General features: G+C 58.2%; 16 protein-coding genes and 5 pseudogenes. 15 read left to right on the top strand and 6 right to left on the bottom strand.

Annotation, left to right across the window (positions count from 1 at the left end; all coding sequences use genetic code 11):
- Window positions 1-144: 144 nt before the first annotated feature.
- From JCM13583_RS05990 to JCM13583_RS05975, 4 genes are read right to left on the bottom strand one after another with little or no spacing between them, the layout of a single operon-like run.
- Window positions 145-654 carry a hypothetical protein gene (locus tag JCM13583_RS05990; protein WP_075057048.1) on the bottom strand — a complete coding sequence of 170 codons (510 nt, stop codon included), beginning with the start codon at window positions 652-654 and terminating at the stop codon, window positions 145-147.
- Window positions 602-1348, bottom strand: a complete 747-nt coding sequence (locus JCM13583_RS05985; RefSeq protein ID WP_075057047.1) for an NAD(P)/FAD-dependent oxidoreductase — start codon at window positions 1346-1348, stop codon at window positions 602-604. Before JCM13583_RS05985 ends, JCM13583_RS05990 begins: the two co-directional genes overlap by 53 nt.
- The gene (locus JCM13583_RS05980; RefSeq protein ID WP_075057046.1) at window positions 1329-1619 is read right to left on the bottom strand and encodes a hypothetical protein; all 291 of its coding nucleotides are present in this window, start codon (window positions 1617-1619) and stop codon (window positions 1329-1331) included. Before JCM13583_RS05980 ends, JCM13583_RS05985 begins: the two co-directional genes overlap by 20 nt.
- Before the next feature lie 41 nt (window positions 1620-1660).
- Window positions 1661-1843 (bottom strand): hypothetical protein, encoded by a 183-nt coding sequence (locus JCM13583_RS05975; protein ID WP_075057045.1) that lies wholly within the window; start codon window positions 1841-1843, stop codon window positions 1661-1663.
- Window positions 1844-2601: 758 nt separating this feature from the next.
- On the opposite strand from JCM13583_RS05975, the pseudogene JCM13583_RS05970 reads away from it, so the two are divergent.
- The 4 pseudogenes from JCM13583_RS05970 to JCM13583_RS05955 all read left to right on the top strand — a co-directional run bounded on the left by JCM13583_RS05970 (window position 2602) and on the right by JCM13583_RS05955 (window position 8450).
- Window positions 2602-3422: pseudogene (locus tag JCM13583_RS05970) on the top strand (N-acyl homoserine lactonase family protein).
- Window positions 3423-3427: 5 nt separating this feature from the next.
- Window positions 3428-4725: pseudogene (locus JCM13583_RS05965) on the top strand (iron-containing alcohol dehydrogenase).
- Window positions 4726-5182: 457 nt separating this feature from the next.
- A pseudogene (locus tag JCM13583_RS05960) lies at window positions 5183-6528 on the top strand (aldehyde dehydrogenase family protein).
- A gap of 608 nt (window positions 6529-7136) precedes the next feature.
- Window positions 7137-8450: pseudogene (locus JCM13583_RS05955) on the top strand (radical SAM protein).
- A 126-nt stretch (window positions 8451-8576) separates the two neighbouring features.
- On the opposite strand, the gene JCM13583_RS05950 reads toward JCM13583_RS05955, so the two are convergent.
- On the bottom strand, window positions 8577-8861 hold the full coding sequence (locus tag JCM13583_RS05950; protein WP_171823483.1) for a hypothetical protein: 285 nt from the start codon (window positions 8859-8861) through the stop codon (window positions 8577-8579).
- Window positions 8862-9090: 229 nt separating this feature from the next.
- Here JCM13583_RS05950 and JCM13583_RS05945 point away from each other — a divergent pair, with 229 nt between their 5' ends.
- The 10 genes from JCM13583_RS05945 (at window position 9091) to JCM13583_RS05900 (ending at window position 13713) form a co-directional block, all read left to right on the top strand.
- Window positions 9091-9333 carry an Lrp/AsnC family transcriptional regulator gene (locus JCM13583_RS05945; protein ID WP_075057043.1) on the top strand — a complete coding sequence of 81 codons (243 nt, stop codon included), beginning with the start codon at window positions 9091-9093 and terminating at the stop codon, window positions 9331-9333.
- Window positions 9334-9356: 23 nt separating this feature from the next.
- Complete coding sequence (locus tag JCM13583_RS05940; RefSeq protein WP_075057042.1) at window positions 9357-9590, top strand: hypothetical protein; 234 nt, start codon at window positions 9357-9359, stop codon at window positions 9588-9590.
- Entirely contained in the window at window positions 9566-9850 is a 285-nt protein-coding gene (locus tag JCM13583_RS05935) for a hypothetical protein (RefSeq protein WP_075057041.1), read from the top strand. Before JCM13583_RS05940 ends, JCM13583_RS05935 begins: the two co-directional genes overlap by 25 nt.
- Before the next feature lies 1 nt (window position 9851).
- Window positions 9852-10004, top strand: coding sequence for a hypothetical protein (locus JCM13583_RS13955; RefSeq protein WP_171823482.1), 153 nt, complete (start codon window positions 9852-9854; stop codon window positions 10002-10004).
- 128 nt (window positions 10005-10132) lie between these two features.
- On the top strand, window positions 10133-10567 hold the full coding sequence (locus tag JCM13583_RS05925) for an amino acid permease (RefSeq protein ID WP_171823481.1): 435 nt from the start codon (window positions 10133-10135) through the stop codon (window positions 10565-10567).
- Between the two features lie 8 nt (window positions 10568-10575).
- Window positions 10576-11157, top strand: coding sequence for an amino acid permease (locus JCM13583_RS05920; protein ID WP_171823480.1), 582 nt, complete (start codon window positions 10576-10578; stop codon window positions 11155-11157).
- Between the two features lie 98 nt (window positions 11158-11255).
- Window positions 11256-11792, top strand: coding sequence for an APC family permease (locus JCM13583_RS05915; protein ID WP_075057037.1), 537 nt, complete (start codon window positions 11256-11258; stop codon window positions 11790-11792).
- A 682-nt stretch (window positions 11793-12474) separates the two neighbouring features.
- Window positions 12475-13248, top strand: coding sequence for an FAD-dependent oxidoreductase (locus JCM13583_RS12400; protein ID WP_171823479.1), 774 nt, complete (start codon window positions 12475-12477; stop codon window positions 13246-13248).
- Window positions 13248-13481, top strand: coding sequence for a hypothetical protein (locus tag JCM13583_RS05905; RefSeq protein WP_075057036.1), 234 nt, complete (start codon window positions 13248-13250; stop codon window positions 13479-13481). Before JCM13583_RS12400 ends, JCM13583_RS05905 begins: the two co-directional genes overlap by 1 nt.
- The gene (locus tag JCM13583_RS05900) at window positions 13453-13713 is read left to right on the top strand and encodes a hypothetical protein (RefSeq protein ID WP_075057035.1); all 261 of its coding nucleotides are present in this window, start codon (window positions 13453-13455) and stop codon (window positions 13711-13713) included. The genes JCM13583_RS05905 and JCM13583_RS05900 overlap by 29 nt, the downstream gene beginning before the upstream one ends.
- Here JCM13583_RS05900 and JCM13583_RS05895 read toward each other — a convergent pair.
- Window positions 13700-14991: pseudogene (locus JCM13583_RS05895) on the bottom strand (MFS transporter). The gene JCM13583_RS05900 and the pseudogene JCM13583_RS05895 sit on opposite strands and share 14 nt — an antisense overlap.
- A gap of 137 nt (window positions 14992-15128) precedes the next feature.
- Between JCM13583_RS05895 and JCM13583_RS05890 the strand changes: the two are divergent.
- Window positions 15129-15482: an NUDIX domain-containing protein gene (locus tag JCM13583_RS05890; RefSeq protein ID WP_075057034.1), complete on the top strand. Its 354-nt coding sequence runs from the start codon at window positions 15129-15131 to the stop codon at window positions 15480-15482.
- The last annotated feature ends 24 nt before the right edge of the window (window positions 15483-15506 follow it).

Here is a 15506-nt window from a genome sequence, read left to right as displayed (position 1 = left end):
TGGCGGGCCGTCGGTTTAAGGTTCCCACAATGGGGCCCGGCCAAGGGAAAAAGGCACTGGGGGGCCATCTATACCACCCCCCCTTCAGTCATCTGAATATCACTCTTTCAGCACTCCGGAGCACTCACCGGACCCACAACAGGCTCAATGAGCAGATTCCACTGGGTGGGGTGTGCTCACTTGGAGTCTTTCTCGCCCATTTCCTTCATCACCTTGGTGCTCAGGGACTCTGCTATCCTGAGGAAGTATTCCATGCCCGGGCTCCTCATCTCTGAAAGGATCTGCAGTGTTGTGACCTTTCCCTGCGGGGGCCCTGATCTTTGGCAGGTCTGTGGCTATGAAGTCAAGGAGTGCAAGGAGTGCGCTGAAGAGCGTCTTCCAGGGCACACTGCGCAGCTTTCCCTCAAGGGCCTCCACATCTACGTTGCCCATGATATCGCTGACCAGCGGAGCAATTCTGGCCATTGCCGAGGCTGCATCGAGGATGCCCATCGTGCTCGCGTAGTTGAATATGTTATCGGACTGCTCCGCTATAGCATCGAGCACCGCGAGCAGCCCGGACTGCTGCAGCTTCTTGACGGTGTTTATCGCAGGCTCGATCTCAGAGAGCTTCTCCAGTATCCTCTCTACCCTTTCCTCTTCTTCTCCATTCATGAGTACCAGCCCCGTAGATGTTCGCAAGGAAGTACTTCTCGTATATGGCGTGGGCCATCTTCATCAGGCGGTTCCTCCCCATGGACCTGCAGTCCGGGAAAGGCGTGTTAGGCACAGTTAGCTTCTTCCTGAAGTCGCAGTAAGCGATCCAACCGGCATCCCCCCCCGTGTCCGCAGCACAGAGGCCTACCGTGTTGTACGGCACCGGGCTGTAGGAACCAAGGATATCCCCAGCAACGAGAGAGGCCACGGTATCGGCCTGGAAGTGTGCGAACACCCCGGCCATTCCCAGGCCAATGGAGGGGGGGGCTATTGCATCCCCTATGCCGTATATGTCGTCGAACTTGCTTGTCCTGAAGTCCCTTATGTTGGAATCAAGCCACCCGTTCGGTGAGGCGATGTCAGGGTTCTGAGAGATGAAGTCGTGCGGCCTGTGTGGCGGCGCCACTATGGCGAGGTCATAGTCAACCGTCTCTCCAGATTCCCCGATGAGCTTCCTGGAACCGCCGTCGATCCTGGCAAGCCTGAACCCGTTCACCACCTCGATGTTCCTCTCAGAGAGCCATTCCGTCATAGGATCCGATATCACGGGGCCGAACATGGCCATGGGTCTGGGTGCCCAGTGTGCCACGGTGATGCTCACGTTCCGCCTGATACCCTTCATCCTGAAGTAGTCATCTAGCATGAGGGCCATCTCCCAGGGCACAGGGGGGGCACTTGTATACCTGCGTTGTCACGCTGATGACGATTTTTCCGGACCTGAACCCCCCCGCTACCTTCTCCCTGAGCTTCATGGCGCTCTCCATGTCCCAGAAGTGGTAGGCGTTCTCGTAACCAGGGAACGATGCGGGGGGGTCGAACTTCACTCCAGGGGGGGAAAGCACGAGGACATCGTACTGGATCTTCTGGCCTGACACCGTAACGGTCCTCTCCTTCGGGTCCACTGCTGTCACCTCACCCCTCACCGGCTTGATACCTGTCCTCGCAAAGTTCTCTATACCTGTGCTTATCTGGTGCGGCTGCCTGTTCCCGAGCGCAACCAGCGTGTATGAGGCTGGAAGTCCGTCCTGCCGTACTTGTCTATCACCATAACCTCCACACTGTCAACTGGCAGGAGCTTCCTGATCCTGCTTGCGGCTAGGCCTCCTCCCGCACCTGCCCCCCCAACGACCACAACCCTCTTGCCCATATGAGATCAGAGTGGTAAATGTTAAAAAACTTGCTCTCCAGGGACTATATGGTTTCCGGTTCACCCGAAGCGCTTGCCAGGGTGGCCTGTGCGCTGTCGGTCGGATGAAGTTGGCAGACAAAAACTGCACAGAAGGAAAGCAAGTCCATTCCGCATGCTAGGCAGCACTCTGGGCGTGGCGGCAGGTTTAATGGCACGCGTGGCAACACCTCCACTGGCAGTGGGTCTCTGGACATCACCTTCTGCCAGTGGAGGCATACGGGGGGGAGTGGTATACAGGGTCGTGCATACTCACCGATCCCATGCCATGAAATTCCACCCCATCCAGGCTGTGCGGGGGGGCATTGTCAACTTGAAAGCGGCTTCCCCACACCCCTATGGTGAAATGCACAGGCTGCCATGCCAGAGGATCCGGGACCCGCAACCCTGGTGTCCACTCCGTTGGGCATACCCTGAGTGGCCCTTGGCAATGCAGAACCAGCCACACGGCAAGACCTGTGCGTCGGGCTGAATGGTTGGCCCCAGGGTAAGCCCCCTACCATCACGAGGAGAAGTGTGGGATTTGAGAATCCCAGTGGTCTGGGGGGGCCTATTAGGGCTCACAGCTCCGACCAACATGGGGGGGTGGGGGGGAAATGACCTGGTGGCTACGAGTGTCAGTGTACCGGGGGGGTTCCCGATCCATGTGAATACAATGAGGTGTGGTGCACTGCATCCTGTGAAAAATATTGAAATACGCAGAGAATTATTTCTCTGATATGAAGGCCTCGAGGATACATCTCCTAGACCTTGGCTGGCTGGGGGGGCGACTGCGGGTGGTTCCTTCCCGGTGCGGCTGGGGGAGCAATGACATACAGCAACAGGGACCCGAAGAGGGACTGGATCGAGATCCCGGTGACAGCGGCACTCGTGGAACACCCTGACGGCAACATTCTCTTCGATACCGGCATAGCGCTCGATGCATGGAGACCCATGAGAAGGGTTGATGGAGGCGTTCCCAATAACGAAGATCTCGGGCGAAAACAGCATAGAGAAGCAGCTCAGGGCCATAGACCTGGCCCCCCCGGGTGATGTGAGCTTCGTTGTGATATCGCACCTGCACCTTGACCACGCGGGCCAGGTCAGGCCTTTCATGGATGAGAAAGTCCCTGTGATAGTGCAGAAGAGGGAGCTGCAGTCCGCACTCTCCATGCTTTGGCAGGGGGGGAAGGGTGGCGCGTACGACATGTCAGACCTCATGCCCCTGCGTGGGCCCAACCTAACGCCGATCAGTGATAATTACTTCGAGATCGTGGACGGGGTAGCCGTTGAGTTCACCGGAGGCCACACCGCTGGACACCAGGTCATGCACGTGGAGACCAGAAACGGTAACTTCTACACATTCACAGGCGACTACATGCACCTGCCCAGGGAGTACGAGATCGAGGCGAAGGGCTGGCTCCTTTCAGATGCAGACGAGTGGCACTCCTACATAAGGAAGCTGAAGGTCATGGAAAGGGCGAGGAAGGCCAGGATCGTCATCAGCCACGACCCGGAGTTCTGGTCCAAGTACCCGAGGGCACCGAAGTTCCTGGAGTGACCGGCATGGAAGCGAGCTTTCTGGCCAGCACTGAAGCGAACGACAGCGTATTCGTTATAAACATACCCAGGGTTAAGTTCGGGATAGCTCGGCGAAGGAGATTGCCCACGAGGCCAGCCGCCTCGGTATGAAGAGTGTCCTGATGGTGGTTGGAAAGAAGATTGCCGAAACGAAGCTGTATGAGGAGACGAGGTCTTCCCTCGAGAACGGTGGTCTGGAAGTTCACGTGAGCACGGATGTCAGGGTGGAACCTGAGGACGCGGAACTGATCAGGGCATACCAGGCCATAAAGGGCATGAGGCTCGATGGTTCATAGCCCTCGGGGGCGGGTCAACAATAGACACAGCGAAGATCCTGAACCTCCTCTACACCTACCCCCCCAGGGACATTATGGACTACGTTAACAGGCCCATAGGCAGGGGCCTGTCTCCACCAGGTCCACTGAAGCCCATGATAGCGGTTCCCACAACTGCCGGGACAGGGAGCGAGAACACGAATGTTACGATCTTCGACATCCACAGCATGCGTGTCAAGACAGGGATAAGCAACCAGCACATGAGGCCCACGGTTGCGGTGGTCGACCCACTCACAACACTCTCCCTTCCCCCGATGGTCACGGCATCGTCTGGCCTGGATGTGCTCAACCACGCCATCGAATCGTTCACGTCCCACCCATACACTGCCAGGGAGAAGCCCCCCCATTCGCCGGATGAGAGACCTGTCTACTCCGGGGCCACTCCCATCTCTGATATCTTCGCAAGGCAGGCGATAATGTGGGTTCACAGGTACTTGAGGAGGGCTGTTGCAGACCCTCTTGATATTGAAGCACGCTATTACATGATGCTCGGGGCCAGCATAGCGGGCATTGGCTTCGGTCACGCGGGTGTGCATGTGCCCATGCCATGGCATACCCGATAGCGGGAATGGTCAGGGAATGGCACCCTGAGGACTATGACTTCGGTTACCCGATAAGCCCGCACGGCATCAGCACGGCAATCCCTGCTTCCTACACCTTCAGGTACCTTGCGCCATCTTCGCATGAGAGGTTCGGCGAGGTGGCGGAGATCCTCGGCATTGGGCACAGGGAAATGGGCTCTAAGGAACTATCGGACGCACTCTTTGAGTACTACGTGCACTTGCTCGAAGACCTCGGGATACCGACCAAACTTGGGGGGACCTCGGTTTCAGGAGTTCTGACGTGCCTGGCCTTGTGGATGGTACGCTTGCACAGCAGCGACTCCTCAGCCTATCTCCCAAGAGGTCGGGAGAAGGGACCTGGAAAGGCTCTTTGGAGATGGTGTAAACGGGTTGTCCGCGGTCTGCCAGGGGTGGCGTCGTCGGGTCTCCATGATCCCATGTGACCTGGCAGGCATGACCTGTGGGGGGGCTGCCTGGAAGCAGACTCTGTAGGCATCCAATCCCGCTCGGCCTTATCTGCCAGGCTCCGCCGAGATGGTGGTCCCGGCTCATGTAATGGCCATCTCCTCGCCAAGGTTCCCCACCTCCCCCCCGGCCACGGCATACAAAGATGGCTGCCATGACTGTGGGATGAGTTCAATCAGCCATACTGTGACAATATATTTTCAGATGTACTTGATGTATTATATTTGTTATTTCAGGTTTAGAATTTAACTCTATACAAGGAACTGCAACATGGTGATATAGTGTTGCGCCAATCTGGAGAATGAAAAACTATAATACAGATTTCCAATCAGATGAATGCACTTCCCATTCCGGATGGGGGGGAGGTGGTGGTATCGGTGATAAAGACCTTTGACCCATTCAGGCAGCAGGAGCTGTCCCAGTACAGGGAGGACAGCGATGAGGAAGTCCTGAGGAAAATCAGGCTTGCCAGGAAGGCCTCTGAGGAGTTCAGAGGCGATATCGACCAGAGGAAACAGTACCTGAGGGATACGGTTAAGCGGAACCTTGAGAGGATGAAGGGGGGGGAACTGGCCAGGACCATCACGATGGAGATGGGGAAGCCAATCAAGCAGAGCATCGCCGAGGTCGAGAAGTGCATAAGGCTCGTGGACTATGCAGTGGAGAACATTGAGAGATTCTACGCACCGGAGCCTGTGATGACTGAGGCCCGGAAGAGCTATGTGAGGTTCGATCCCATAGGCGTTGTCATGGCCATAATGCCCTGGAACTTCCCTGTATGGCAGGTCATGAGGGCTGCGGTTCCTGCCATATCAGCCGGCAACGGTGTGGTGCTCAAGCATGCCTCGATAACCACCGGGACTGCCCTCATGATCCAGGAAGTCTTTGACAGCGAAGCGTTCAGCACCCTACTCCTGAGGGGGGGTAGCGATGCCCTCCGCTATATCCCGCACGTTGACGGTGTGACATTCACCGGGTCAACATCAGTGGGCGCCAGGGTGGCGGAGGAAGCCGGGAAGCACATAAAGAAGTGTGTCCTGGAACTGGGCGGCTCGGACCCGTTCATAGTCCTCGGTTCTGCTGACATCAGGGAGACGGCGAAGCAGGCTGCCCTGGCAAGGCTGCAGAACAACGGTCAGAGCTGCATTGCCTCCAAGAGGTTCCTGGTCCAGGGCAGCATATACGAGGAATTCAGGGAGGCTCTGGAAGAGGAGTTCTCCAGGGTTGTGCAGGGGGGGGACCCCCATGGAGGAGAGCACTTACCTTGGCCCGCTTTCATCAAGGGAGCAGACGGAAACGGTCAGGAGGCAGGTGGAAGAGCTCAGGGGGGGCCTCGGAGGGAAGGTTATCGCGGCCGAGAGCAGGTTCGAGCAGATCGTGCCACCCACCATAGTGTCCGTGCCAGAGGGTGTGAGGTACGAACAGGAGGTATTCGGGCCGGTGGCCCTGCTCCAGAGGTTCGATACGCTGGACGATGCCGTCAGGCTCGCCAACGACACGCCCTTTGGACTGGGGGGCGTCCATATGGGGAGACCCCCCCGAGGAAGCCGAGAACCTTATACCGAGGATAGAGGCAGGCATGGTTTTCGTGAACAGGATCGTCGCGTCAGACCCCCCCAGGATGCCATTCGGAGGGGTGAAGAAGAGCGGCTTCGGTCGTGAGCTTTCAAGGTATGGCTTCCTTGAGTTCACCAACATAAAGAGCGCGTGGGTGGACCACTGACAAACGCCATTGCTCTTATGAGCCCAACTTCACCTCGCCTGGAAACAGCACAGGCACCACCTGGTACCGATGGGCCAGGTGGGTAGGTTGTATGGGCATTTCCCTTCACGACCCCGGAACACACCTGCGCCGTAGACGATAATACTGCCCTGTTTCCGGGCCAACGGACACACACTCATTCCTAAGGCCAGGCAACCGGTACAGGAATATGGTAGCGCGCGTGGAGGCAGACAATCCTCTCCATGGCAAAGCACCGAGCCGTGGAAAACCGCACCCACGGGCTTGAAACAGTGATCGATGCACTGGCATATCATTCTCTATCCATAGGCCTGCATGGAAAGCAGTGCGGCTTAGCCATGGGCTTCCTTCAAATGCCCACCATTGGGGTGAAAGGTGGCGATCCCTTTCATGCTGGGTGCCGGTAGGGTTCAAACTTTCTGTCTAATTCAACCCCCCCCACCATTTCCGTGTGCATCTGGAAGAACATATTGTTGTGAATGGAGGTTTCAATCCCCCCCTTTACAGTCGAACATGTGTTCCGAACATGTGTTCAAACATGATTTCACATAGAATAAGTCTTTTATTGACTGTCCTCATGACATGAAGTGATGGAACAGAATGGTAAAATTATCGGAAAAAGGGAAAGGATAGAGGCAACGTTCGACAGGTACTCAGGAGAGGTCTCCAGGGAGGCCATAATCAAGGATGACATACTGCTCCACGGCCTCAACTTCTCCGAGAGATCACTCAAAGGGGGGGCCTACCAGGAGAAGGCCTACTACCTCTTCACGTTCGACTCGGACAGGCCCGAGGTGGTTAGGGAGAGGCCGGCGATGATACCGCAGGAGATATGCATACAGGGTGGCTCATACGGGCTCAGGAGGACAATCATACAGAGCAGGCACTCTAAGGACTCGCCCTACAGCGTTGATGTCCTGGACGGAAAGAGAGTCCTCCTCCTCGACGGCGTTCCGGTGGCCGATGTTTCCTTTGTTCCAAGGCCTGCATACTACGGGCAGGAGCTCAGGGACGGAATGCGCGTGGAGGAAGTGGCCCCCAGCCATATACTGGGGGGGAGAGACCGCAGACGTAACTGCATTCAGGATATGCGAGTACTGGAACCGCGGAAAGCAGTGCCTGTTCTGCGACATCAACGAAAACTTCAGGTCATGGGGGGCCACCTCAGGAAGGGGGGGGCTGGGCGCCATAGTGCCTGAGGACATCGTGGCCGAGTCTCTGGAAATGGCCTCCAGGGACCAGGGGGGGTTAAGAGGTACCTCATAACGGGCGGGGGGGCGATCCTGGATTCCAGGAGGGAGTGGGAGTTCTACTTACGCTACATCCAGAGGGCCGAGGAAAGCCTCTCCAGGAAACTTCCATCAAGGCTGAACACACAGGCCCTTGAACCACATGCCCTGGAGAGGTTCTATGAGACAGGGGTGGACTACTACCACCCGAACATCGAGGTCTGGGACAGGCGCCTCTTCTCCCTCATATGCCCAGGCAAAGAAGAGAACATAGGGAGGGATGAATGGATCAGGAGGACTGCCGAGGCTGCCAGGCTATTCGGCACGGGAAACGTGAGCCCCAACTTTGTGGCCGGCATAGAGATGGCCTATTCGCAGGCATTCCCGCACGGGTTCAGGAATGTCGAGGAGGCTGTCAGGTCCACCGCGGAGGGCATAGAAATACTGATGCAGAATGAGATCGTGCCAAAGTTCGATACCTGGGGGGGCCTGGAGCCACTGTCATGGTTCGGCAGGAACGGTGTGAGCATACCGCCACTTGAGTACTATCCGGAGCTCTACATAAGGTACAAAGAGTTGAAGCGTGAGTATAGCATGCCCTGGCCCGCGGGCCTGGGCGAGGCCGGTGCAGGGGGGGTGTCAAAGGTGCCAGCGAGTGCCTTCATGGACGCCTGAGTCCAGCTTGAGGGTCCTGTGGGCCAAACTATCAATTTCCCTGGCCTATGTTCGGTTCCGCTAGTCCCATGTGCAGGCCTACATAGTACAGGATGGCAGCGCATGACAGGAGGACGCTCACTGCACTCATGCCATGCCAATAGAGAAGCCAAAGAACTGCCCCGACATGAGGAAGAGGACGCCGTTGGTGATGGCGCCAGTGACGGAGGCCACCGTTATGGCAGATGATGCCTTCAGTGCAGCTGAGCGGGTCTTCAGGGCGGAACCCAGCAGGGCCAACGACAGTGCGAGTATGGCAGACCCATTGACGATGTGCGCCAGCACGAACCTGAAGTGCCCACCGTAGTAAACGAGAGATCCGATGGCGCCGAGGTGCATTACCGGAAGGCTAACCTCTAGGTTAATGGACATGCCCAGCCAGAACTGGGCGACCAGTAAGACCAGGAGTGCTATAGTGATACCCCCTCATCCTCAGGACCAACACGTGGTCTCGGGCCAGTACCGGTGCCCCATTTCCCTGCCCACCCACTGTCCGCGTCATCCTCACCCGTGGCCAGGAAAATGACTATGGATTAGAAGCTGCGTTAGCTGGGTGTTTTGAAATATAACCCTTTATATGACCTATGAAACTACTCCAGGAGTGGATCTTCTGGACTACAGGATCGTCACCGAACTCATCAGGGACCCAACTGCGCCATATGAAGTGATCGGCTCGAGGGTCGGACTGTCAGGGGGTCTCCGCGAGGAGAAGGTCCTGGGGATGTTCAGGTCCGGCTTCATCAGGGGCCTTCACCTGCTTCCCTCACCCCCCCTGAACTTCCATATGTACCGGGGGGGACATTTGTATTCAGGGGGGGTATCCAGGAACCTTCCAGGAGGCTGAGAGAGATAGCAGACATCAGCGGTGTGGCATTTGCCTGGCTGGACTATGACGGTGACATGACCGTGACGCTGTTCTTCCGCCAGAAGGAGGAGGAAAGGAGCAGCGTGGAGCGATTGTCAGAGGTGCTTAGCGTGGAAGCAGTCGCACGCCGGACCCCCCCGCTCTCCCTGATGCCACCGGACCTCAGCGGCTCTTACCTTTCAAGGGTTGACCTCAGGATCCTAGAGCACATATGCAGGATCCCAGGGTACCGTTAAAGGAGGTCTCCAGGCTCACAGGCCTCTCGGGCAAGACAGTGGGTAAACACAAGGCCAGAATGCTCTCGAGCAACCAGCTCTGCACCATCTTCATACCTGACTTTACAAGGTCACAGGGCGGCATATTCTATGCACTCCTGGTGTACCCGGGTGATCTGCGTGCCACCAGCACGCTTCAGGGCATGGGCCTGCAGGCATCTGGCACATGGTCGATCCCCCCCTTGCTACGTGTTCATGGGGTATGCGGACAGCCTGGATGAGGTGGAGGCGAATAAGAACAGGATCAAGGACACCGGACTGGTGAAAGGTCTCAGCACGCTGGTGCCTAGAGGCGGCATCTTTGCTGTAAAGAATGTTACCGCATGGATCAGGGAAAGAGTACTGGAGTGGGGGGGCATGGCATCCGTCCGCTGATGTCCTGCGATCCACACTTTCACTGCCCCCAGAGGCAGTTGTCCATGCGCACCAGACAGCAGCGGTAGCCAGGAGGTTAACTGCGCACATCAGCACGTTTATATATTTAACCATATGTACTAGAAAATGTGACGGAAAATACCGAAGTGGAAAAGGGCGGCACCCTGCTGAGGAAGATGACACTGCACGATGCCGTGCTCTTCGGCGTTGGCAGTGCAATAGGCTCAGGCATACTCTTCGCAGCGGCAGGTGGCACAGAATACGCAGGTGGCGCTGTCGTTTTCTCGTGGATCGTTGCGGCAGTGCTGATCGCAATTGTCACCATACCCTACGCTGAGATCTCTTCCATGGCCCCCAGGGCCGGGATAAGCGCCAGGATCTCCTACTACGCCTTCGGCGAGTACGGTGGCTTCATGGGTGGGTGGGGGGGCCTGCTTGTCTGGACCGTGATGATACCGCCCATAGAAGCCATTGCGGTCTCTACCTACGCCGCATACTATGTGCCATCACTATTCAACTTGAAGACGGGCGTACTTACCACAGAGGCGTTCTCCTCTCCATAGGCCTCACAGTGCTGTTCGCTGTCCTCAACATAATAGGCGTTGGCACATATGCCAGGTTCAACACCGTGCTCACATGGCTCAAGGTCGGTGCCGTTGTGATATTCATCATAGCGGTTCCACTGATGATCTTCCACCCATCGAACTTCAGCCTCTCACCGCCCTACTTCGACCCGAAGACGGGCATACCGGGCATATTCATCGCCATACCCGCCACCGGGATACTCTTCTCCTTCGGTGGCTACAGGCAGGTCGCTGACATGGCTGGCGAGATCAGGAACCCGAAGAGGAACGTGCCCAGGGCCGTGCTCCTCACGCTTATCATACAGAGCGTGCTCTACGTGCTCATGGCCATAGTGATAGTGGGTGCTGTCGACTTCGCACTTGTGCCGAACTCAACAGGGCCCGGTGACTGGGCCGCTGTTGCCTCACTGACATCGCCCCTTGCGGACCTGATGAAGGAGGCCCTGCACACAACGGTATTCGGCGGCGCGGCGCTGTTCCTGTCCGGCCTCATAGTCCTCGCACTCCTCTTCGCCATATACTCGCCGCTGGGCACCTTCGGCACAGACCTCACGGGTGCAGCAGGATAATCTACGGTTACTCAAAGGAGGGCTCGCTCCCGGGGGGGCTCCTCGGCATAACTAACAGGAGGGGGGGCGCGCCCATAGCCGCGATCGTCCTGGCCTCGGTGCTGGCAGTTGTCTTCATAGTGCCGTACCCCAGGTGGTACACACTGGTGGACTTCGTGGTCGTTGCGGGCGCGGTGAACTTCGCCATAGTGAACGCCAGCGTCCCGGTGCTCAGGAAGATCTACCCCCCCGATGTGGAGAGGCCATTCAGGATACCTGCGGCAACTGCGTGGTCGCTGGTTGCATTCGTTTCCGCATCGCTTCTCATATACTGGGCCACATGGCCTGTCACGCTCTACGCCCTGGGAGTGACCCTGGGTGGCAGCCTGGTGTTCCTCTACCACGCCTACAGGCTAAGGTGGAAGGGTATAGGGCTGAGGCACTCGGCCTGGATCCCAGTGTACATAGCAGGCCTAATAGCCCTATCCAGGTTTGGGGGGCCTGCAGACTGGCGGCACAGGCACGATTCCCTTCCCGTACGATGTCCTGGCTGTCATAGTCTACTCGGCAGTCTTCTGGGTGATATCGCAGGTCAGCGCACCGAGGAAGGCGATAAGGGACCTGCCGCAGATGATCGCCAGGGCACCTGCGGATGAACCTAAAGGGACGCCGGGGGGGACAGTGGAGTCCCCCCGAGGCATGAGGCTGCACCTCCCCCCGGAACAACATTTTTCCATACCATTTTCACGGTGGCGCTGTGGGTGAGCGCGATCCACCACCTGGGCCCATGGCCAAGCATGGCCATGCCGGGAGCCATGTGCCATGTAATATATCCACAGAGGCGATCCAGTAAGGCATGGACGGCAGGGCAGCGGTTATAGGGGGGGCTGGCATAACGGGTCTTTTCACCTCGCTTTACCTCTCTCTGGCTGGCATGGACGTCACTGTCTACGACAGGTCCGACATATGCTCCGGTACCTCTGGCAGGTTCCACGGCATGCTGCACAGCGGCGCCAGGTATGCGGTGAACGACCCGGTGTCTGCCAGGGAGTGCATAACCGAGAACATGAGGCTGAGGAGGGAGGCCTGGAGGTTCATCGACGACACGGGCGGTTACTTCGTGGCCCTGGACGGTGAGGACGAGGAGTACGGGGACAGCCTGCGGAAGGCCTGCGCTGAAGCCGGCATAGAGGCCCAGGAAATGGACCCTGAGGAGCTGCTCAGGAGGGAGGCTTACCTATCCAGGGAGGTGAGGAGGGCGCTCCTGGTGCCAGACGCTGTGATACACGGCTTTGAGTTCTGCGCAGCGGTTGCAATGGAGGCAAGGATGGCGGGGGGGTGCAGTTCAGCCTCTTCAACGGCGTCAGGAGGGTGGCCAGTAGGGACGGGTCGCTGGAGGTGGAGAGCGAGAAGGGCAGGGACAGGTACAGTGTGGTGGTCAACACCACCGGGCCCTACAGCATGCCCATACTGAAGGCATCGGGCATAGAGGACTTCCCCCTGGCACCCACAGCAGGCTCGATGGTAGTGTACGGCGGCAGGTACGTGAACAGCGTCATAAACAGGATGAGGGAACCGTCCGATGGGGGGGACATAGTGCTGCCTTACGGTGAGGTGTCCGTTGTGGGCACCATAGCCACGGTCATAGAGGACCCGGACAACTTCAAGGTCCATGAGGAGGACGTGGCTATGATGCTCGACGAGGCAAAGAGGATGGTGCCGGTAATAGGTGCCATGCAGTACAAGAGGATATATTCGTCTGTGAGGCCACTGATAAGGTCCAGTGACGACCCGAGAAAGGCGACCAGGAGCTTCGCCATCATCGACCACGGGACCTCTGGCCTCCCCCCCGGCTTCCTCAGCGTGCTCGGCGGCAAATTCACCACAGGCCGCCTGGTGGGCTACGAGGCTGCGAGGCATGCGTCCGAGTACTCCGGCTTCCATGTGAAAGATGTTGAGTTTGACTTCAACACCACCTACGAGAGGTTCCTGTCATTCAGGGGGGGAGGTGACAGGGCAGTCGATTCACTCCTCCTGCACTTCGGATCGACAGACCAGGAGAGGCTCATGCCAGCGCTGGCCTTCCTGCTCTCCAGGAGGCTGATGGACTGATGCCCGGACTCTCCGGAAGGTTCACTATGAAGGTAAGCCCGGATGTCGCAGGGAAACTGCTCTCTGACCCTGAGCGCCTCTCCTCATGCCTGCCAGGCGTGTCAGGCTGCGAGAGGCAGAATGAGAGGGTGGTCTGCAGGGTCAGGCTGGACACAGCGGGCATCGATTCCGGCTACCTCACAAAGCTGTCAGGGAAGATGTCCATTGAGGGCCCACTCCAGGCGATGCCATAGGGTACAGGATACAGGGGGGGGCGGGTGGCCGGGGGGGGCCTCGCTTAACCTATCCCTCTCACTGCAGGTGAGCCCATCCGCCGAGGGCTCGGAGGTCTCCTGGACAGCCGAGATCGACTTCGGCCTCCTGGGCAGGATGCTGGGGGGGCAGGAGAGGCTCCTTGAGGTGACCGAGGCCAACGTGGATAAGGTGATAAGGTGCATAGGGGGGGAGAGGCTCACCTCTCCCTGACAGAACTGCCGGATGGCAGGCCCGGCCTCACCAGCCTAAGGAGCACGGAGAAGATGGGGGATCCCCCCCTCCTCCCCCCCCTGTTCTCGGGCTCCTTCAGCCTGAGGAAGAGGAAAGAGGTGGCGAACCTCCCGGCCGATATCAGTGTGAGCGAGAGTGATACCGCCCTGGCAAGCGGCATTGTGCCCTCGAGGTACTGCAGGAGGAAACCCCCCCCTGCCAGGGAGCCGAAGAGGTAGACTATGCCGTTGAAGCCGTTCATTATCGACACATACTCCGCCCTCTTCCCCTCAGGGAGGAGGTCCATGAGGTAGGAGTTCATGACAACGTTCTGGAGCGCTGAGGCCACGCCACTGTAGGCCTCCATTACAAGGAACTCGTCGAAGTTGAAGAAGAACGCGTACATCAGGGGGGGAATCGCGCCGAGCATGAGCCTGTTCAGGAAGATCAGGGGCACCCTGTTGAACCTGTCGGCCAGACGGCCGAGGTAGCGCTGCACGGCCACAGCGGCAAATATGTTCATTGCTGTGAGGGCAGAGACCTCGGGTAGGTCGAAGCCCCCCCTGACGGCCACCACGGTTATCGGGAATATGGGCCAGGCCATGGACCAGAAGAACCCCCCCTGGGCAAGCATGCTCGTCATGTACCTGAAGAAGGCACTGTTTGCCCTGGCCTCCCTGACGCCCTTCACGAAGGAGCCGCTGAGCCTGCTCTCCTTCTTCACCTCCACGATCCTTGAGAGGAGCACCGCGGAGGCAACGTATGCAGCGGATCCGAGTGAGAACGGTATTATGAGCTGCGACCTGCTGTCACCGTGCAGTATGAACGCCATGAGGAGTAGGCTGGCCAGGTTGCCGAAGGAGGAGATGTTCTGGAGTCTGGCGAGGAAGGAGCCCCCCCTGCTGCCCGAGCTCGTGAGGTCTGCGAGGAGGGAGAACCAGTTCACCGATATGACGGATGAGGTGAGCGCTATGCTCGAGTAAAGCAGGATAAGCTGGTACGGGCCCTCCACGAAGCCCATCGCGAGCCAGAGGCCGGCCATGACAACACTCGCACCGACAAGCCATGGCCTCCTCAGGCCGTAGCGGTCGCTGAGCCTCCCCCCCCAGAATATCTGGCTCGCATTGGATATGGCGTTGGACAGTGCCTGCAGGAGGCCCATCTCGAAGGCAGAGGCCCCCCCAGGAGGACGCCGAAGACGCCCACGAAGGAAGACGCAGTGTTCGCGCCGAATGCCACAGCGAAGTACCTGAGGTTTATTATGGTCTCGTTCTTCATCCTGGACCAGGTGTTAAGGGCACTTCAGTCATAGCCAATATTTATTACTTCCCCCGCGGGGGGGCAACCGCAAGGCCCGCGCTGGTGGCACCCCCCCTGGGAGAAGCCATATAAATGCAGCGCAGCGATACGCATGCATGCCAACAGGGAGAAAGGTACAGGCGGTTATATTCAGGGACACCGGCAGGAGGGAGTTCCTTCTATTCCACTACGTGCCCGCCAAGGGAGGCTACTGGGAGAACATGACCTGCAATGTTGAGGAGGGCGAGACCGACACCGACGCGCTCATGAGGGAGCTGGCCGAGGAGGCCTCCCTCGGTGCAGGATGCGTTGTCTACGGTCCCAGGCTCCTCTTCACCTACGATTACGAGAAGAACGGGGGGGCAAGGTTCACAGAATCTGTGTACGCTGTAGGCGTGGGCCCGGGATGCGTACCGGACATATCCAGGAACCTGAGAGGGAGCACACAGAGTGCAGGTGGTGCAGCGTAGAGGAGGCATTTTCCCTCCTGAGGT

Origin of the sequence: Thermogymnomonas acidicola JCM 13583 (assembly GCF_001316105.1) — an archaeon.
In the GTDB taxonomy this organism is placed as follows: Archaea; Thermoplasmatota; Thermoplasmata; order Thermoplasmatales; family Thermoplasmataceae; genus Thermogymnomonas; species Thermogymnomonas acidicola.
The sequence above is the reverse complement of the archived record's forward strand: the minus strand, read 5'-3'. Positions and strand labels throughout refer to the sequence as shown.

What these genes read in the sequence shown, in the direction of transcription:
- JCM13583_RS05890 (WP_075057034.1), top strand. Translation starts at nt 15,129, where the DNA reads ATGCCAACAGGGAGAAAGGTACAGGCGGTTATATTCAGGGACACCGGC.
- JCM13583_RS05990 (WP_075057048.1), bottom strand. Translation starts at nt 654, where the DNA reads ATGAATGGAGAAGAAGAGGAAAGGGTAGAGAGGATACTGGAGAAGCTC.
- JCM13583_RS05905 (WP_075057036.1), top strand. Translation starts at nt 13,248, where the DNA reads ATGCCCGGACTCTCCGGAAGGTTCACTATGAAGGTAAGCCCGGATGTC.
- JCM13583_RS05985 (WP_075057047.1), bottom strand. Translation starts at nt 1,348, where the DNA reads ATGGCCCTCATGCTAGATGACTACTTCAGGATGAAGGGTATCAGGCGG.
- JCM13583_RS05975 (WP_075057045.1), bottom strand. Translation starts at nt 1,843, where the DNA reads ATGGGCAAGAGGGTTGTGGTCGTTGGGGGGGCAGGTGCGGGAGGAGGC.
- JCM13583_RS05950 (WP_171823483.1), bottom strand. Translation starts at nt 8,861, where the DNA reads ATGTCCATTAACCTAGAGGTTAGCCTTCCGGTAATGCACCTCGGCGCC.
- JCM13583_RS05935 (WP_075057041.1), top strand. Translation starts at nt 9,566, where the DNA reads ATGCAGGATCCCAGGGTACCGTTAAAGGAGGTCTCCAGGCTCACAGGC.